Raw genomic sequence first — 18,238 nt, 5'->3', positions numbered from 1 at the left:
GGCAATCCGTGTTTCATCATTGAAAGGCTTGTTATGTCGCGACGTATTTCACCGGTCATTCCCGGTTTTGGTCTGACTCTGGGCTTTAGCCTTACCTATCTGGGGCTGCTTGTCCTGATCCCGCTGGCGGCCATGTTTCTGTACGCCAGTCAGTTGACGCTGATCCAGTTCTGGGAACTGATCACCAGCCGCCAGGTACTGTTTTCCCTGCAATTATCCTTTGGTTCCGCGCTGACGGCGGCATTCGTCAACGGCGTTCTGGGGACGTTGCTGGCCTGGGTGCTGGTGCGTTATACCTTTCCCGGCAGGAAGATTATCGACGCGATGATCGATATGCCGTTTGCCTTGCCTACCGCCGTGGCGGGGATTGCGCTAACGTCGCTGTATGCGCCGAACGGGCTGATCGGTTCGCTGTTTCCTTTCCGTATCGCCTACACGGGGATTGGCATCACGCTGGCGCTGATTTTTGTCACGCTACCGTTTGTGGTGCGCACGTTGCAGCCGGTATTGGCCGATATTCCCAAAGAAGTGGAAGAAGCTTCCGCCTGTCTGGGCGCCAGCCCGTGGCAGACCTTCCGCCATGTCCTGCTGCCGGCCATTTTGCCCGCCTGGCTTACCGGTTTTGCGTTGGCGTTCGCTCGCGGCGTGGGGGAGTATGGCTCGGTGGTATTCATTGCCGGCAACATTCCGTTCAAGACGGAAATCCTGCCGCTGCTGATTGTTTCCAAACTGGACCAGTACGATTACAAGGGCGCGACCGGTATCGGCGTGTTCATGCTGGTTGTCTCTTTCATCATGCTGTTGCTGATCAACCTGCTGCAACGGCGCATTCAACCGAAGTTATAAAGGATGAGCATGGATCACAGTATTTCTGCGCCTGTGACGGTGCGTCCGTCCTCCGTCAGACGCCCTGTCGCCTTTTATGTGCTCACCACGCTGGCGTGGGCGGTATTTTTACTGATTCTGGTATTGCCGCTGATCATGGTGGTGACCCAGGGATTGCATAACGGTATCGGCGCGTTCTGGAATGCGATCACCGAACCGGATGCAGTGTCTGCGCTCAAGCTGACGCTACTGGCGACGGTCATTTCAGTGCCGCTGAATATGGTATTCGGGTTGGCGATCGCCTGGAGCGTCACCAAGTTTGAATTCCGCGGCAAATCGCTGCTGCTGGCATTGCTGGACCTGCCGTTTTCAGTGTCGCCGGTGGTAACCGGCTTGATGTATGTGCTGCTGTTTGGCGCTCAGAGCAAGCTGTATCCGTTCCTGACCGAACATAATCTGGAAATCGTCTATGCCGTGCCCGGCATCGTGCTGGCGACCATGTTTGTCACCCTGCCGTATGTGGCGCGCGAGCTGATTCCGCTGATGGAGCAACAGGGCAGTCAGGAAGAGGAGGCGGCCAGGCTGCTGGGTGCGAACGGCTGGCAGATGTTCTGGCACATCACATTACCGAATGTGAAATGGGCGCTGATTTACGGCGTAGTGTTGTGTACCGCCCGCGCAATGGGCGAGTTTGGCGCCGTGTCGGTGGTGTCCGGCCATATTCGCGGCTTGACCAATACCTTGCCGCTGCATATCGAGATTCTTTACAACGAATACAACATCGTCGCGGCGTTCAGCGTGGCGATTCTGCTGCTGGTGATGTCGCTGGTGGTGCTGTTGCTGCGCCAGTGGAGCGAAGCGCATTTGTCGAAACAACAAGAGAAACAACAGGAGCTGACCGGTAATGAGCATTGAGGTTCACAACGTTAACAAGCAGTTTGGTCAGTTCCGGGCCCTCAATCAGATCAATTTATCGATCCAGAGCGGCGAACTGGTGGCGCTGCTGGGGCCGTCCGGTTGCGGCAAAACCACGCTGTTACGCATTATCGCCGGCCTGGAAACGCCGGACAGCGGCAATATTGTGTTCCACGGCGAAGATGTGTCGGGACACGATGTGCGCGATCGTCATGTCGGCTTTGTGTTCCAGCATTATGCGCTGTTCCGGCATATGACGGTGTTCGATAACGTAGCGTTTGGGCTGCGTATGAAACCGAAAGCGATACGGCCGTCAAAGCGGGATATCGAAAGCAAGGTGCGCGAACTGCTGAATATGGTGCAACTGGAATGGCTGGCGGATCGCTACCCGGAGCAGTTATCTGGTGGGCAGCGCCAGCGTATCGCTCTGGCGCGGGCGCTGATTGTGGAGCCGCGTATTTTGTTGCTGGACGAGCCGTTCGGCGCGCTGGACGCCAAGGTGCGTAAAGAACTGCGCCGCTGGCTGTCGCGTCTGCATGAAGAAATTAACCTGACATCGGTGTTTGTCACCCATGATCAGGAGGAAGCGATGGAGGTGGCGGACCGCATCGTATTGATGAACAAGGGCGTCATCGAGCAGATTGGCACGCCTGATGAGGTGTATAACCGCCCGGCTACCGAGTTTGTCTACAACTTCCTGGGGGACAGCAACCGATTGAAACTGGCCGGCCATGATCAGGCTATTCAGTTCCGCCCGCATGAGGTGACGCTGTCGAAACAGACGCAGGCTGACTTTCAGCCGGTGGTGGTCAAGGATATCCGTCCGCTGGGCGCGCTGACTCGGCTGGTGCTGAAGGTTGACGGCAACAATGAATTGATCGAAGCGGAAGTAGCGCATGATGACGAGGTGCTGGCCGGGTTGCACCGCGGCGATGTCGTACAGTTCAAGCCGAAACGCTATAACCACGACTGGGAAATCTGACCATAAAAAAACGCCCGTAAGGGCGTTTTTTTCAAGAGCATGCGGAGATTAACGGTAGTCTTCGTTAGAGACCACGGAGTAACGGCCGCTGCCCACCAGCATAATCACCAGACTGCACAGGAAGTAGAACGCTTCCCCTTCCAGCCCCCATGCGCCCACATTGGTGATGGTAAACAATTTGCCCATTGTGACCAGCAACGTCGCGACCAGCAGGTTAAACGCTACCACGGCCGCAGAGATACGGGTCAACACGCCCAAAACAATCAGGATGGGGGCGAGGACTTCGCCGATGTAGGCGCCGTAGGCGATAAAGCCGGGCAGGCCGTGCTGCGCCAGCATGCCGGCGATCCAACCCACACCGTTTTCGATTTTGGCGACGCCGTGAAACAGCAGCAGAATGCCGACGGTCAAACGCAGCAACAGTTTGCCGCCGTCCGGATGGTCGGTTAAACCGGTAAAGAATTTATTGGCTTTAGCTATCATCGTCTTACCCTTATAGGAATGCGTTTTATTACGATGCTAGTGTCGTCTTTTGGCGACGGAATAAAAAACCAATACATTTGACGTTCCTTATCAAAAATTTTGCGTGATGCATGGCGAACTTTTGAACATTGGCGAGAGCAGATACGGTCTGGCGGGTGTTTGAACACGGGTGGTGATAAAGCATGTTGTTCGTAGCGAGAGGACAATCTGAAGGCGACGGGAGCAGAAATTAAAAAAAAACGGCACGGGAAATCAGAAATTACCCTGCGCGGTAGCGCACACGGTTTTCATGATTCTTGAGGACATGACCGGACTGGTCGAGGTAATTGGTGGGTCGTGCAGGATTCGAACCTGCGACCAATTGATTAAAAGTCAACTGCTCTACCGACTGAGCTAACGACCCGCAGAAGTGGTGGGTGATGACGGGATCGAACCGCCGACCCCCTCCTTGTAAGGGAGGTGCTCTCCCAGCTGAGCTAATCACCCACTTCTGTACTTCATTGTACTTCATTGTCATAAGAAGACAGCTGGTATGAGATTGGTGGGTGATGACGGGATCGAACCGCCGACCCCCTCCTTGTAAGGGAGGTGCTCTCCCAGCTGAGCTAATCACCCAATCTCAATTCTTCTTACTTTACACAGCGCGGCACTCTAAAGAGTGGTGGGTGATGACGGGATCGAACCGCCGACCCCCTCCTTGTAAGGGAGGTGCTCTCCCAGCTGAGCTAATCACCCCCGCTGTGTGGAGTCGCATTATAGGGATACTTGAATATGAGTCAACGCTTTTTAAAACGAAAATAGTCGTTCGTTGTAAAATTAGGCGATGTGCCGTATTTATGGGCGTTATCGTTGAATCCCTGCGCATTTTACCGGGGTTAAGCCTGAGTCGGCGCGGTTATAGCGTTGAGGAATCGGGGGGGAGTGATAGAATATTGCCCACTTTAAGCAGGCTGTGTCGCGCGCTGACGGCGCTCACCCTTGATGGCGGGGCACAGTCCGGAATCCTGGTTGGTGTTGACCGACCGTTGCTGTCTAATGAAGGCCGTAATCCCAATGAAAATCAAAACCCGCTTTGCGCCCAGCCCGACTGGTTATCTTCACGTTGGCGGTGCCCGTACCGCACTGTATTCCTGGTTGTTTGCCCGTCATCATGGCGGCGAGTTTGTTCTGCGTATTGAAGATACCGATCTGGAGCGTTCGACCAAAGAGGCGATTGACGCCATTATGGATGGCATGAACTGGTTGAATCTGGACTGGGATGAAGGCCCGTACTATCAGACCAAACGTTTTGACCGCTACAACGCGGTTATCGACCAGATGCTGGAAAATGGCACGGCGTATAAATGCTATTGCTCCAAAGAGCGTCTGGAAGCCCTGCGTGAGCAGCAGATGGCTGACGGCGACAAACCGCGTTATGACGGCCGTTGCCGCGACTCCCACGAACATCACGCGGATGATGAACCGCATGTGGTGCGTTTCCGTAACCCGCAAGACGGTTCGGTTGTCTTTGACGATCGCATTCGTGGCCCTATCGAATTCAGCAACCTTGAACTGGATGACCTGATCATCCGTCGTACCGACGGCTCGCCGACCTATAACTTCTGTGTGGTGATCGATGACTGGGATATGGGCATCACCCACGTTATTCGCGGTGAAGACCATATCAACAATACGCCACGGCAGATCAATATTCTTAAAGCGCTGGGCGCGCCGGTGCCGGAATACGCACACGTTTCCATGATACTGGGCGATGACGGCAAGAAACTGTCCAAACGCCACGGTGCGGTGGGTGTGATGCAGTATCGCGATGACGGCTACCTGCCGGAAGCGCTGCTCAACTATCTGGTGCGTCTGGGCTGGGCTCACGGCGATCAGGAAATCTTCTCTATTGATGAGATGAAACAGCTGTTCTCGCTGGATGCCGTCAGCAAATCCGCCAGTGCGTTCAATACCGAGAAGCTGCAGTGGCTGAACCACCACTATATTAATCACCTGCCGCCGGAATATGTGGCGACCCACTTGTCCTGGCATATCGAACAGGCAGGCATCGACACCCGTACCGGCCCGCAACTGAGCGAGCTGGTGACGTTACTGGGCGAACGCTGCAAGACGCTGAAGGAAATCGCCGAGTCCTGCCGTTACTTCTATGAAGAGTTCGCCGAGTTTGACGCCGATGCGGCGAAGAAACACCTGCGTCCGGTAGCGCGTCAGCCGCTGGAACTGGTACGTAGCAAGCTGGCGGCTATCACCGACTGGACGCCGGAAAATATCCACCATGCCATTCAGGGCACCGCCGACGAGCTGCAGCAAGGGATGGGGAAAGTCGGGATGCCGCTGCGCGTGGCGGTAACCGGCGCCGGCCAGTCTCCGGGCGTTGATGTGACGGTACATGCCATTGGTCAGTCGCGTACGCTGACGCGCATCGATCGGGCGCTGGCGTTTATCAGCGAGCGTGAAGCCCAGCAATAATCGCTTCGAACGAAGCTGTTATTAACGAAAACCCTGGCTTGCCAGGGTTTTTTGTTTTCTATTTTTCAGCCTGGCCTGGTGATATCAGGCGTGCAGCGCTCGTGCCAGCTCTCCGGCCTGTTCTTGAGCTATCGCTCATGTTTTGAAAACCTAAGCAAATAGAATTGGTTACGCATTGTTGGTGCGTGAAAAATAAGAAAAACTTTTTTGTCATAAGCTAATCTCAAACCGGCTTGATTAGCGGTGGTTTTTACGCCTGAGAGTACGCGGCTTTTTTCCGTATGTTGCCATTCTCGCCGCACTTTGACGGCTTTTTCAGCGGTTGATCGGATAAATGGATTTTGGCGTTGACAGGGTTGGGGGCGTTGCATATCATGCGACCCGTTCACACGATACAGTGTCGATACGGGGCTATAGCTCAGCTGGGAGAGCGCTTGCATGGCATGCAAGAGGTCAGCGGTTCGATCCCGCTTAGCTCCACCAAATCTTCCATCCCATAAAGTATTTGGTTTTTGACGGTATCATCTGGTGTGGGGCTATAGCTCAGCTGGGAGAGCGCTTGCATGGCATGCAAGAGGTCAGCGGTTCGATCCCGCTTAGCTCCACCAAATTCCTTTTTCCTTTCGCAGTATTTTCCTTGTTATCTCTCTGACGTTTATTCCAGATTTTCGTTTTCCGATTTCACACATAAAGTTTATGGTCATTGTCTACGACAAGCTAAAAGCCTCTGGCCAGCAAAGACAATGACGCGGCGTATTATGAATTTTCCGGCAAGCGGGGTGTCCAGTCGATCGGCGAATCGCCCTGTTGTTCCAGCAACTGATTGGTTCTGGAGAAATGGCGGCACCCTAAAAAACCGCGGTGGGCAGATAATGGCGAGGGATGCGGCGCCTTCAACACATGATGCCGCTGCGTATCAATAATGCTGCCTTTTTTTTGCGCGTGCGATCCCCACAGCAGGAATACAATCCCTTCCCGGTTCGCGTTCAGCTTTTCGATCACCTTGTCGGTGAAGGTTTCCCAGCCCAGATTGGCGTGCGAATGCGCCTTGCCTGCTTCCACCGTCAGCACGGTATTGAGCAACATCACGCCCTGCTGCGCCCAGCTCTGCAAAAAGCCGTGAGACGGAATTTCAAATCCGGGGATATCGTTAGCCAGCTCTTTGTAGATATTGACCAGCGACGGCGGTGCCGGCACGCCTGGGCGAACTGAAAACGACAGCCCATGCGCCTGATTCGGGCCGTGATACGGGTCCTGTCCCAGGATCACCACTTTGACATCGTGAAATTCAGTAAAACGAAAGGCGTTGAAGACGTCTTTCTGCGGCGGGTAGATCACCTTGCCTGCTGTACGTTCCTGATGAACGAACGACAACGTATTGACGAAATAGGGTAGTTCTTTCTCTTGGGCCAGCACGTCGTGCCAGGTCAGGGAAGTGGTCATGGGAGGCTCTTTGTTCAATACGGTAGTGAGTTCAATGCGCTAGTCGGCCGCCGCCTGAATACCATCTGGCGAAAGCGCAGCCTGATTAGTCAGTCCTGATGGGTAAGCTTACCGTCAAAGCTGAACAGGGAAAACCATTAACCGCGTTTGGCAGGCGATGAATCGTATTTTGCTGATTTTTTTTAAAATTTACAAAAATAATTGCATTCGTGTTTTGAGTGTAAATTGATATAAAACAAACGATTATGGATTTCACGCAAAATTACGCCTGGCTAAAATTGACTTATATCAAAGAGTGGTCGGGAAAGGACTGGTATACAGGTAATCAGATTCGGTTGGTTTTGCGCTGGCGTTAATGCCGTTGGCGATTTGTTGCCAACCGTGGATTTTGTATTCGGTTCAATAAGACGCCGCTTAACGGAGGCAATAATGGTTACAGGTATTCAAATCACCAAAGCAAATAACAATGCCCTGGTTAACTCTTTCTGGCTGCTGGATGAAGAGAAATCTCAGGCGCGTTGCGTGTGCGCTAAATCCGATTTCAACGAAGATCAGATCGTTGCCGTCAGCGATCTGGGTCAGTTTGAATATCGCGAAGTACCGCTGGAAATCAAACCGGAAGTGCGTGTCGAAGGCGGCCAGCATCTGAACGTGAACGTGCTGCGTCGTGAAACGCTGGAAGATGCGGTTAAACATCCGGAAAAATACCCGCAGCTGACCATCCGTGTGTCCGGCTATGCTGTGCGTTTCAACTCGCTGACGCCGGAACAGCAGCGCGACGTGATCACCCGTACATTTACCGAAAGCCTGTAAGCGCGCGTCGGTAAAAAAGACCACTGTCTGGTTAATGCCGGTCACCTAAGGTGTCCGGCATTGTTTTTTCTGGGGAGTGAGTTCCGGTAGCTGTGGTTGATAGCGCGGAGCGGTATTGGTTTTGAAGAAGGGAACGTGCTGTGACATTAGGACGCACGTGCTTCTTAGCGATAATGAGAAGGGAGCCAATTGGCTCCCTTTTTTGTATCAACAGGTCAGAGTATCAACAGATCATAGTATCAGCAGGTCAGATTCAGCTGTTATCCGCCGGTTTTTCTTTCTGCGGCTCCGCCGGCGTTTGGGCGCTGGGCTGACGGCGTTTACCGATATTTTTACTGTCGCGATGGCGCACCTTGACCTTCGCTTTCTGTTTTTCTTTCTCTTTTTGCTTCAGCTCTTTGCGCTTGGCCAGCACTTTTTTAGACGGCTTGCCGGTGGTTTTGGGGCTCGGTGCCCGAGTCGTTGGGCGCAGTTCATCGACCACACGCGCTTTTAGCGGCTCATTCAAATAACGGCCGATCTTCTCCAGCAGCAGGTAGTCATGTGCTTCCACCAGCGAGATGGCGCAACCTTTACGACCGGCGCGACCGGTACGTCCGATGCGATGCAGGTAAACGTCTGAGGTGCGCGGCAAATCAAAGTTGAACACGTGGCTGACGTCCTGAATATCCAGCCCGCGGGCGGCGACGTCGGTGGCGACCAACACTTTTACCCGGCCTTCGCTCAACCGTTTGATGGCTTCATTGCGCTTGGCCTGCACCATTTCCCCTTCCAGATAGCAGGACTCAATGCCCGCCGCCCGCAGCCAGTCCACCAGTTCATGCACGCGCTCGCGCTTACGCACGAACACGATCGAACGGGTTACGTCCGGCTGTTTGAGCAGGTGACTCAGCAGGGCGGTTTTGTGCTGAACATCGTCGGCGCGGTAGTACCACTGCAGGATTTTTTTGCGTTCGCGCCGCGACGGTTCGGCTTCCACTTCGATGGGATCGTTCAGCAGACGCTCGGCGAAATCCTGAATGGCGTCGCCTTCCAGCGTGGCGGAGAACAGCATGGTCTGCTTGCGCCAGCGGGTTTCTCCGGCGATATGCTCGATATCCTGAGCGAAGCCCATGTCCAGCATGCGGTCGGCTTCATCCAGAATCAGGGTTTCCACCGCGCGGCAGTCAAAATTCTCTTCTTTGATGTATTGCAACAGACGACCAGTGGTGGCGACCACCACATCCTGATTCTCGCTGAACACTTCGGCGTGATTCATGTAGGCCACGCCGCCGGTGATGGTGGCAATGTCCAGATGCGTGTGGGCGGCCAGCGTTCGAGCCTGATCCGCCACCTGCATCGCCAGTTCCCGGGTCGGGGTCAGAATCAGGATACGCGGCGGGCCGGATTTTTTACGTGGGAAATCCAGCAGATGCTGCAATACCGGCAGCAGATAGGCTGCGGTTTTACCGGTTCCGGTCGGCGCAGAGCCCAGTACGTCCCGTCCTTCCATCGCCGGGGGAATAGCCTCGGCCTGAATGGCGGTCGGGCGGCTGAAGCCCATGTCGCGCAGGGCGTCAAGCAGGCTATCGTCAAGATCAAACTCGGAAAAATTGGTCGCAGTCATGGTCTACCTCTGTTCGGGGCGCTGATTATAGACGCATTGGCGGGGTTGTTCATCTGTTTAAGCGGCCTCGACCACTTTTCTAGGGCTGGCGTTTCTCCTATGCTAACCCCGGTTTAGCAATAAATGGCACAACAATGACGTCTCTGCAGCATACACCAGCGTTACGCGCGGGTGGTTTTACCTTCAAACAATTTTTTGTGGCGCACGACCGCTGTGCGATGAAAGTCGGCACCGACGGCGTGCTGCTGGGCGCGTGGGCGCCGTTGCGGGAGGCGTCGCGGATTCTGGATATCGGCTGCGGCTCCGGCCTGATTGCTCTGATGCTGGCGCAGCGCAGCGGTGGGCGCGTTCCGGTGGATGGGGTCGAGCTGGACGCTGCCGCCAGCGAGCAGGCGGCAGACAATGCGGCGGCGTCGCCCTGGGCCGAGAGTATACGGATTCATCAGACCGATATTCTTGCGTATGCCCGCACTGCCGCCGCGCGCTATTCACTGATTGTCAGTAATCCACCTTATTTTACCCCCGGCGTCGACTGCGCCTCAGCCCAGCGCGCGCAGGCGCGTTATACCGCTACGCTGACTCATCAGACGCTGTTGGATTGCGCCAGTCGGTTGCTGACGTCAGACGGGCGATTTTGCGTGGTGTTGCCGGTACAGGCGGCGGACAACTTTGTGACGCTGGCGCAGCAACTGGCGTGGCATGCCGACGCCTGGGTTGAGGTCGCGGATAATGCGGCCCGTCCGGTAAACCGGGTGCTATTGTCGTTGGGGCGACAGCCCGCGACGCTGGACCGGACGTCGTTAATCATCCGTGACGACAACCGTCGCTATTCGGCGTCGTTTCAGGCGCTGGCGCGGGATTTTTATTTATCCATGTGAGCGTGTTCATGGGATTTGTCGAAGGCGGCCGGGCGCTGGCCCGGCATTACATCCATCAGGGATGCAGGATCGTGGGATGCGCTTTTTCCGCCCGCTGCGGATAATCAAGCGTGTAGTGCAACCCGCGGCTCTCTTTGCGCGCCAGCGCGCAGCGTACAATCAATTCCGCCACCTGAGCCAGATTGCGTAACTCCAGCAGATTGTTGGAAAGACGGAAGTGGGCATAATACTCGCTGATTTCCTGCTGCAGCAGCGTGATACGTCGTTGCGCGCGTTCCAGTCTTTTCGTCGTGCGCACGATACCGACGTAATCCCACATCAATAACCGCAGTTCGTGCCAGTTGTGCTGAATCACGACTCTTTCATCCGAGTTTTCCACCTGGCTTTCGTCCCAGCGCGGCAACGATTCCACCAGCGTTTTCTCCGGCAAATGTTGCAGAATGTCCCCGGCGGCGGACCAGCCATACACCAGACACTCCAGCAGCGAGTTGGACGCCATGCGGTTGGCGCCATGCAGGCCGGTATAACTGACTTCGCCAATCGCGTACAAGCCGTCCAGGTCGGTGCGTCCTTGTTGGTCAACCACTACGCCGCCGCAAGTGTAGTGCGCGGCGGGGACGATGGGAATCGGCTCGCGGGTCAGATCAAGGCCCAGCGACAGCAGTTTTTCATGGATAGTGGGGAAATGCTGCGTGATGAAATCCGCCGGTTTGTGGCTGATGTCCAGATACATACAGTCTGCGCCCAGTCGTTTCATTTCGTGGTCTATCGCCCGGGCGACAATATCCCGCGGCGCCAGTTCCGCACGCTTATCAAAGGCAGGCATAAAGCGGCTGCCGTCCGGACGCGTCAGCCAGGCGCCTTCGCCGCGCAGCGCTTCGGTCAGCAAAAAATTGCGGGCCTGCGGATGGTACAGACAGGTGGGGTGAAACTGGTTGAATTCCATGTTCGCTACCCGGCAACCCGCACGCCAGGCCATGGCGATGCCGTCGCCGGAAGAAATATCGGGGTTGGTGGTGTACTGGTAGACCTTGGACGCGCCGCCGGTGGCGAGCACGACGGCTTTGGCGCGGCACGATTCGACATGCTCTTTTTCCCTGTTCCACAGGTAAGCGCCTACCACCCGTTTGTGGCCGGGCAGGCCGAGCTTGCTGGAGGTGATCAAATCCACCGCATTACAACGCTCCAGCAATACAATATTGGGATGCTGTCTCACCTGGCTGACCAGGGTGGTTTCCACCGCTTTGCCGGTGGCGTCCGCGGCGTGCAGGATACGGCGATGGCTGTGACCGCCTTCGCGCGTCAGATGATAGCGCGCTTCGCCGTGCGGCGCGGTTTCGGTATCGAACCGAACGCCCTGATCGATTAGCCATTGCACGCAATGACGGGCGTTACGGGCAATAAACGATACCGCTTCCCGATCGCACAAGCCGTCGCCGGCAATCAGGGTATCGTCGATGTGGGCGTCGACGCTGTCGGTTTCATCGAACACAGCGGCGATCCCGCCTTGTGCATAAAAGGTGGCGCTTTCGCTGAGCGGTCCTTTGCTGAGCACCATCACGCGGGCATGAGGAGCCAGACGCAGCGCCAGTGATAACCCGGCGGCGCCGCTGCCGATGATCAGCACATCACAATGGTAGTCTTTGAGAGACGACATAATCGTTTTTGTTTAATTTATAAAACCGTATTTTTGAATTTAGCACGTAATTTATCTTAAATGCAGTTTTTTGTTTTATAAATTAAACAAGGCTGATGCAAAACAGTAGAACGGGGTGCCAGCCGCAGGCTTTTGACGTATGATTTTCGCGGTTGTACGGGGCAGCAATGAGAATAAAACCCCGCAGGGCGGCACGGTGGTATGCGACGGGTATCCGGCAGGATGCAAAAAATGCTTCATGCAACGGAACTTTATGACGTAAAAAGACTCCAACCCGGTGCTTGCTCGATTTCAGATATATGGCTGGCAGTACATGACTTAGGCGTGGCGACACGGTTTTGGGGAGACATGATCTCGGATGAGCGAGCAGTTAGCGGATCAGGTGCTGGTTGAGCGGGTCCAGAAAGGCGACAGAAAGGCGTTTAACTTACTGGTCGTCCGTTATCAGCATAAAGTGGCGAGCCTGGTATCGCGTTACGTTCCCGCCGGGGACGTGCCCGATGTGGTGCAGGAATCGTTTATCAAAGCCTATCGCGCGCTGGAATCGTTTCGTGGCGAGAGTGCCTTTTACACCTGGCTGTACCGTATTGCCGTCAACACGGCGAAGAATTATCTGGTGGCTCAGGGGCGGCGTCCGCCGTCCAGCGATGTGGACGCCAACGACGCGGAAAATTACGAAAATGCCAGCGCGTTGAAAGAAATATCGAACCCTGAGAACTTAATGTTGTCTGAGGAATTACGACGGATCGTTTTCCATACTATCGAGTCATTGCCTGAGGATTTGCGTCTGGCAATTACGCTGCGTGAACTGGATGGGCTGAGCTATGAGGAAATTGCCGCCATCATGGATTGCCCGGTCGGCACTGTCCGCTCGCGTATATTCCGCGCACGGGAAGCGATTGATAATAAAGTGCAACCGCTTATTCAGCGTTAGCTTGTTCTTAACGTTACTCATGACGGGTTTGACAAGGTAAGGTGAAGTTATGCAGAAAGAAAAACTTTCCGCTTTAATGGATGGTGAGGCAGTGGACAATGCACTGCTGGGCGCCTTGTCGAAAGACGACAAGTTGCAGCAAAGCTGGCAGCGCTATCATCTGGTGCGTGACACTTTGCGGGGCGATGTCAGCGAAACGCTGATGAATGTTGATATCGCCGCTCGGGTGGCCGCCGCCCTCGAACAGGAACCGGTGCAGTTCAACCCGCAGGCGGTGCCGGAATCCCAGCCTCATCCCCGCACCTGGCAGGCGCTGTCGTTCTGGCACAAGGTTCGTCCTCTGGTCAGCCATCTGACGCAGATTGGCGTGGCGGCTTGTGTTTCGCTGGCGGTGATTGTCGGTGTGCAGCATTACCAGCAAAACAATGCGATGAGCGACAGTGTGGCGGATACGACGCCAGCGCTCAGCACGTTGCCTGTGATGGGCGGTTCGGCTTCTCCGGTCAGCCTGAGCGTGCCGGCCGAGAACAGCGTGGCGCATACCGGGCAGCGTCAGATGCAGGCGCAGCATGAACGCATCAATGCGTTGCTGCAGGATTATGAACTGCAACGCCGTGTGCATTCCGATCAACTCCAGCTGCAACAGCAGGGGAGTCAACAGCAAGCCGCCGTACAGGTGCCCGGTACTCAGTCATTAGGAATTCAGCCGCAGTAATGAAGCGTTCCTGGTTTGCCGCATGCATATTGTTAGGCAGCCTGTCTTATTCCTCCCTCGCCCCGGCAAGCGATTCCGGGGCGTTGTTGCAGCAGATGAGCAGCGCCAGCCGATCACTGAACTACGAGATTTACTACATCAGCGTTTCCCGGCAGGGCATTGAGTCATTACGCTACCGTCATTCGGTGCAAAGTGGCGAGACGCTGGCCGAGCTGATCCATCTGGACGGGCCGAAGCGTGAAGTGATTCAGCGCGGCAGCGACATCAGCTATTTCGAAGCGGATGCCGAACCGTTTACCCTGTCGGGCGACCATATTGTCGACTCGTTGCCGGCCCTGATTTTTGCCAATGTGGAACGGCTGTCCGCTTATTACGATTTTATTCCTACCGGCCGTATCCGTCTGGCGGATCGTCAGGGCGATGTGGTGAGAATCGTCTCCCGGGACGGCACCCGTTTCAGTTATATCGTCTGTCTTGATGCGGAGTCGCGTTTGCCGTTGCGGGTTGACCTGCTTGATCAGAATGGCGATCTGCTTGAACAGTACCGGGCGATTTCCGTAACGGTGGATAAAAATGTGCAGCTTGCCATGAAGCCGATGGATAAAGTCAGCCAGCCGCCGTTGCTCAGCATTCCCACCACCTCGACCGCTAATTTCAACTGGGTGACGGAGTGGTTGCCGGTTGGCGTGGAAGAAGTGTCACGCAGTCAGCGGCCGTTGCCGGGGGTTACCGGTCTGGCGGAATCGCGTCTTTACAGCGATGGATTGTTCAGTTTCTCCGTTAATATCAGCCCGGTTGGGGAAAATCATCCTGATCAGAATGCATCGCTGGGCCGTAAAACGATCCATACCGAAGTGCGGGATAACCGGGAAATCACCGTGATTGGCGAACTGCCGCTGGCGACAGCCAAACGCATCGCGGATAACGTGATCTTCAAGGCGCAACCATGATTAAAGAGTGGGCCACGGTGGTTTCATGGCAGTCCGGCACCGCTGTGTTGCATTGTGAACAGCGTTCCGGTTGCCAGAGCTGTCAGTCTCGCTCGTCCTGCGGCACCGGCGTGTTGAACCAGATTGGCGGAGCGGCAACGCATCAACTGACCGTCCCGTATTCGCAGCCGCTACTTCCTGGTCAACGGGTGGAAATCGGCCTGGCGGAATCAAGCCTCCTGCGTTCGGCGATGCTGGTCTATCTGTTGCCATTGCTGGGGCTGATGCTGGGCGCCGCCTTGATGCAATACTGGCTGGGCAGCGAACCGGCGACCGTGGCGGGGGCATTTGCCGGCGTGGCGGTGAGTTTCGCTGCTGTAAAGCGGTTATCGGCGAAAATCGTCAATAATCAGCGTTATCAGCCGGTGATTCTGCAGGTTTCTCTGCCCGAAAATCTGTTGCGCACCGATGTGACGCCGGGGCGTTGAAACGCAGGCGGCTTGCAGGCTGGCCGGCCTGTCCGCCTCCCGATTTTTCGCTTTTAATGACTTTTTACCTCTGCTTTCATCTTCTCATTCGCAACCTTGCCATAATCAAGGAATTGATTCGGTGCGCCATGACTAGGTTTTCCACCGTCTGGCATGTAGAATGCTGCGATTCAGGTATATGACAGTGGCTATGGCTGTCATCACATTGCGCGTGCCGTTCGGCAAGAATTTCAGAAATACCAAGGTAGAAAAACTTTTATAATGAAGCATATACGAAATTTCTCCATTATTGCTCACATCGACCACGGTAAGTCGACGCTCTCTGACCGCATCATTCAAATTTGTGGTGGCTTGTCCGAACGTGAAATGGAGGCGCAAGTGCTGGACTCCATGGATCTGGAGCGCGAGCGCGGTATTACCATCAAGGCTCAGAGCGTGACGCTGGATTACAAAGCTTCTGACGGCGAAACCTATCAGCTGAACTTTATCGATACCCCGGGTCACGTTGACTTTTCCTATGAAGTTTCCCGCTCGCTGGCCGCCTGTGAAGGGGCGCTGCTGGTGGTGGACGCCGGGCAGGGGGTCGAAGCGCAGACGCTGGCCAACTGCTACACCGCGCTCGAAATGGATCTGGAAGTGGTGCCGGTGTTGAACAAGATTGACCTGCCGGCCGCGGATCCGGATCGCGTCAGCCAGGAAATCGAAGATATCGTGGGTATCGATGCCACCGACGCGGTGCGTTGTTCCGCCAAGACCGGCGTAGGCGTGCCGGATGTGCTGGAGCGTCTGGTGCGTGAGATTCCGCCGCCGGAAGGCGATCCGGACGCGCCGTTGCAGGCGTTGATCATCGACTCCTGGTTCGACAACTATCTGGGCGTAGTGTCGCTGATCCGTATCAAGAACGGCACGCTGCGCAAAGGCGATAAGGTCAAGGTGATGAGCACCGGTCAGGTGTACAACGCCGAGCGTCTCGGGATTTTCACGCCCAAGCAGGTGGACCGCGACGCGCTGCAATGCGGCGAAGTAGGCTGGCTGGTGTGCGCCATCAAAGACATTCTGGGCGCGCCGGTGGGCGATACCCTGACGCTGGCGCGTAAACCGGCTGAAAAGCCGCTGCCGGGCTTTAAAAAGGTTAAACCGCAGGTGTACGCCGGTCTGTTCCCGATCAGTTCCGACGACTATGAAGCCTTCCGCGATGCGCTGGGCAAACTCAGCCTGAACGATGCGTCGCTGTTTTACGAACCGGAAAGCTCCACTGCGCTGGGCTTCGGTTTCCGCTGCGGTTTCCTTGGTCTGCTGCACATGGAGATCATTCAGGAGCGTCTGGAGCGTGAATACGATCTCGACCTGATCACGACCGCGCCGACGGTGGTGTACGAGGTGAAAACCACCGGCAACGACGTGATTTATGTCGACAGCCCGTCCAAACTGCCGCCGGTCAATAATATCGAAGAACTGCGCGAGCCGATTGCCGAGTGTCACATGCTGCTGCCGCAGGAGTATCTGGGCAACGTGATCACGCTGTGCGTGGAAAAACGCGGCGTGCAGACCAATATGGTCTATCACGGCAATCAGGTGGCGCTGACTTATGAAATTCCGATGGCGGAAGTCGTACTCGACTTCTTCGATCGCCTCAAGTCCACTTCTCGTGGTTATGCCTCGCTGGATTACGGCTTTAAACGCTTCCAGGCATCGGACATGGTGCGTGTGGACGTGCTGATCAACAGCGAGCGCGTGGATGCGCTGGCGCTGATCACCCACCGTGATAATTCGATGTATCGCGGCCGTGAGCTGGTGGAAAAAATGAAAGACCTGATCCCGCGTCAGCAGTTCGACATCGCGATTCAGGCGGCGATCGGCAACCATATTATTGCCCGCTCCACCGTGAAACAGCTGCGCAAGAACGTTCTGGCGAAGTGTTACGGCGGTGACGTCAGCCGTAAGAAAAAACTGTTGCAGAAACAGAAGGAAGGGAAGAAACGCATGAAGCAGGTAGGGAACGTCGAGCTGCCGCAGGAAGCGTTTTTGGCCATTCTGCATGTTGGAAAAGAAAGCAAATAAACCCTGAGGAGTTGGCATGGCCAATATGTTTGCCCTGATTTTGGCATTGGCGACGCTGGTGACCGGCATTGTCTGGTGTCTGGAACGGTTCAAATGGGCGCCGGCGCGGCGCGCCAAGATTTCCGCGCTGAGTCAGCAGGTTAATGGGGCTGTCGACGGGAAAACGCTGGCTAACAGCATCAAACAGCCGGGCTGGATCGAGACGTTTGCGTCGGTTTTCCCGGTGCTGGCGCTGGTGTTTGTGGTGCGTTCATTTATTTTCGAGCCGTTTCAGATTCCTTCCGGTTCGATGATGCCGACGCTGTTGATCGGGGATTTCATTCTGGTCGAAAAATTTGCTTACGGCATCAAGGATCCGATAACTCAGACCACCTTGATTGAAACCGGGCACCCGAAACGCGGCGATATCGCGGTATTCAAATACCCTGAAAATCCGCGTCTGGATTACATCAAGCGTGTTGTAGGTCTGCCGGGGGATCGAGTCAGTTACGACCCGATCGCCAAGCAGGTCACCATTCAGCCGGGGTGCGGCGACAAGCCGAGCTGCGGCAGCGCGTTGCCGGTGACCTACAGCAATGTGGAACCCAGTGATTTCGTGCAGACGTTCAGCGGAACCGGGCGCGAGATGACCAGCGGTTTCTACCAGATTCCGGTTGGTCAGAAGAGTGAAGGCATTCGCATGGCTGTTCGCAAGGAAACGCTGGGCGAGGTCACTCACAATATCCTCACCGTGCCGGGCGCTCAGGATCAGCTTGGGCTTTATTACCAACAGATGCGTCAGTCGCTGGGGTCCTGGGTGGTGCCGGCCGGTCACTACTTCATGATGGGCGATAACCGTGATAACAGCGCGGACAGCCGTTATTGGGGATTTGTGCCGGAACGGAATCTGGTGGGTAAGGCGACGGCTATCTGGATGAGTTTTGAAAAACAAGAAGGTGAATGGCCTACCGGTGTGCGTTTAAGCCGTATCGGTGGAATTCATTAATTGAATGTAAATAAACTCGCAGCATATTTGCGACTTCCGTTGTAGAATATTTCTG

At 55.4% G+C, this 18,238-nt stretch carries 15 protein-coding genes, 6 tRNA genes and 1 pseudogene; 14 read left to right on the top strand and 8 right to left on the bottom strand.

Features of this window, described 5'->3' with window-relative positions; genetic code table 11:
* The first annotated feature begins 33 nt into the window (after window positions 1-33).
* The 3 genes and pseudogenes from cysT to DXX3274_RS16690 form a co-directional block, all read left to right on the top strand.
* Entirely contained in the window at window positions 34-846 is an 813-nt protein-coding gene (gene cysT, locus DXX3274_RS16700) for a sulfate ABC transporter permease subunit CysT (RefSeq protein WP_042860741.1), read from the top strand.
* Window positions 847-855: 9 nt separating this feature from the next.
* Entirely contained in the window at window positions 856-1,740 is an 885-nt protein-coding gene (cysW, locus tag DXX3274_RS16695; RefSeq protein ID WP_042860740.1) for a sulfate ABC transporter permease subunit CysW, read from the top strand.
* Window positions 1,730-2,683: pseudogene (locus tag DXX3274_RS16690) on the top strand (sulfate/molybdate ABC transporter ATP-binding protein); the annotation flags it as partial. The gene cysW and the pseudogene DXX3274_RS16690, both read left to right, overlap by 11 nt.
* Window positions 2,684-2,770: 87 nt before the next feature.
* Here the strand turns inward: DXX3274_RS16690 and DXX3274_RS16685 are convergent.
* The 5 genes from DXX3274_RS16685 to DXX3274_RS16665 all read right to left on the bottom strand — a co-directional run bounded on the left by DXX3274_RS16685 (window position 2,771) and on the right by DXX3274_RS16665 (window position 3,940).
* Entirely contained in the window at window positions 2,771-3,205 is a 435-nt protein-coding gene (locus tag DXX3274_RS16685) for a DoxX family protein (protein ID WP_042860738.1), read from the bottom strand.
* A 327-nt stretch (window positions 3,206-3,532) separates the two neighbouring features.
* Window positions 3,533-3,608: transfer RNA gene (locus DXX3274_RS16680), tRNA-Lys, on the bottom strand.
* 7 nt (window positions 3,609-3,615) lie between these two features.
* Window positions 3,616-3,691 (bottom strand) — tRNA-Val (locus tag DXX3274_RS16675).
* 53 nt (window positions 3,692-3,744) lie between these two features.
* Window positions 3,745-3,820, bottom strand: a tRNA-Val gene (locus DXX3274_RS16670).
* 44 nt (window positions 3,821-3,864) lie between these two features.
* Window positions 3,865-3,940: transfer RNA gene (locus DXX3274_RS16665), tRNA-Val, on the bottom strand.
* Between the two features lie 318 nt (window positions 3,941-4,258).
* Between DXX3274_RS16665 and gltX the strand changes: the two genes are divergently transcribed.
* The 3 genes from gltX to DXX3274_RS16650 all read left to right on the top strand — a co-directional run bounded on the left by gltX (window position 4,259) and on the right by DXX3274_RS16650 (window position 6,282).
* Window positions 4,259-5,674 carry a glutamate--tRNA ligase gene (gene gltX / locus DXX3274_RS16660; protein ID WP_038666680.1) on the top strand — a complete coding sequence of 472 codons (1,416 nt, stop codon included), beginning with the start codon at window positions 4,259-4,261 and terminating at the stop codon, window positions 5,672-5,674.
* 407 nt (window positions 5,675-6,081) lie between these two features.
* Window positions 6,082-6,157, top strand: a tRNA-Ala gene (locus tag DXX3274_RS16655).
* A 49-nt stretch (window positions 6,158-6,206) separates the two neighbouring features.
* A tRNA-Ala gene (locus DXX3274_RS16650) sits at window positions 6,207-6,282 on the top strand.
* A gap of 148 nt (window positions 6,283-6,430) precedes the next feature.
* Here DXX3274_RS16650 and ung read toward each other — a convergent pair.
* The gene (gene ung / locus DXX3274_RS16645; protein ID WP_042860736.1) at window positions 6,431-7,117 is read right to left on the bottom strand and encodes a uracil-DNA glycosylase; all 687 of its coding nucleotides are present in this window, start codon (window positions 7,115-7,117) and stop codon (window positions 6,431-6,433) included.
* Window positions 7,118-7,546: 429 nt separating this feature from the next.
* Here ung and grcA point away from each other — a divergent pair, with 429 nt between their 5' ends.
* Window positions 7,547-7,930: an autonomous glycyl radical cofactor GrcA gene (gene grcA / locus DXX3274_RS16640; RefSeq protein ID WP_033569543.1), complete on the top strand. Its 384-nt coding sequence runs from the start codon at window positions 7,547-7,549 to the stop codon at window positions 7,928-7,930.
* Window positions 7,931-8,183: 253 nt separating this feature from the next.
* On the opposite strand, the gene srmB is transcribed toward grcA, so the two are convergent.
* Window positions 8,184-9,536, bottom strand: a complete 1,353-nt coding sequence (gene srmB / locus DXX3274_RS16635) for an ATP-dependent RNA helicase SrmB (protein ID WP_042860735.1) — start codon at window positions 9,534-9,536, stop codon at window positions 8,184-8,186.
* Window positions 9,537-9,670: 134 nt separating this feature from the next.
* Here srmB and DXX3274_RS16630 point away from each other — a divergent pair, with 134 nt between their 5' ends.
* Window positions 9,671-10,414, top strand: coding sequence for a tRNA1(Val) (adenine(37)-N6)-methyltransferase (locus tag DXX3274_RS16630; protein ID WP_042860733.1), 744 nt, complete (start codon window positions 9,671-9,673; stop codon window positions 10,412-10,414).
* 55 nt (window positions 10,415-10,469) lie between these two features.
* Here the strand turns inward: DXX3274_RS16630 and nadB are convergent, their stop codons facing one another.
* Entirely contained in the window at window positions 10,470-12,071 is a 1,602-nt protein-coding gene (gene nadB / locus DXX3274_RS16625) for an L-aspartate oxidase (RefSeq protein WP_042860732.1), read from the bottom strand.
* 358 nt (window positions 12,072-12,429) lie between these two features.
* Between nadB and rpoE the strand changes: the two genes are divergently transcribed.
* The 6 genes from rpoE to lepB all read left to right on the top strand — a co-directional run bounded on the left by rpoE (window position 12,430) and on the right by lepB (window position 18,183).
* Window positions 12,430-13,005 (top strand): RNA polymerase sigma factor RpoE, encoded by a 576-nt coding sequence (gene rpoE, locus DXX3274_RS16620; RefSeq protein ID WP_022634480.1) that lies wholly within the window; start codon window positions 12,430-12,432, stop codon window positions 13,003-13,005.
* Window positions 13,006-13,054: 49 nt separating this feature from the next.
* Entirely contained in the window at window positions 13,055-13,720 is a 666-nt protein-coding gene (rseA, locus tag DXX3274_RS16615; protein ID WP_042860731.1) for an anti-sigma-E factor RseA, read from the top strand.
* Window positions 13,720-14,670 carry a sigma-E factor regulatory protein RseB gene (rseB, locus tag DXX3274_RS16610; protein ID WP_042860730.1) on the top strand — a complete coding sequence of 317 codons (951 nt, stop codon included), beginning with the start codon at window positions 13,720-13,722 and terminating at the stop codon, window positions 14,668-14,670. Before rseA ends, rseB begins: the two co-directional genes overlap by 1 nt.
* A complete protein-coding gene (gene rseC, locus DXX3274_RS16605) occupies window positions 14,667-15,137 on the top strand; it encodes a SoxR-reducing system protein RseC (protein ID WP_042860729.1) in 471 nt (156 codons plus the stop codon). The genes rseB and rseC overlap by 4 nt, the downstream gene beginning before the upstream one ends.
* A gap of 261 nt (window positions 15,138-15,398) precedes the next feature.
* On the top strand, window positions 15,399-17,198 hold the full coding sequence (gene lepA, locus DXX3274_RS16600) for a translation elongation factor 4 (protein ID WP_042860728.1): 1,800 nt from the start codon (window positions 15,399-15,401) through the stop codon (window positions 17,196-17,198).
* A 16-nt stretch (window positions 17,199-17,214) separates the two neighbouring features.
* Complete coding sequence (lepB, locus tag DXX3274_RS16595; RefSeq protein WP_042860726.1) at window positions 17,215-18,183, top strand: signal peptidase I; 969 nt, start codon at window positions 17,215-17,217, stop codon at window positions 18,181-18,183.
* Window positions 18,184-18,238 lie beyond the last annotated feature (55 nt).

Source organism: Dickeya sp. NCPPB 3274, assembly GCF_000406205.1.
GTDB classification, from domain to species: Bacteria; Pseudomonadota; Gammaproteobacteria; order Enterobacterales; family Enterobacteriaceae; genus Dickeya; species Dickeya fangzhongdai.
This window is presented reverse-complemented; position numbering and strand designations above follow the sequence as displayed.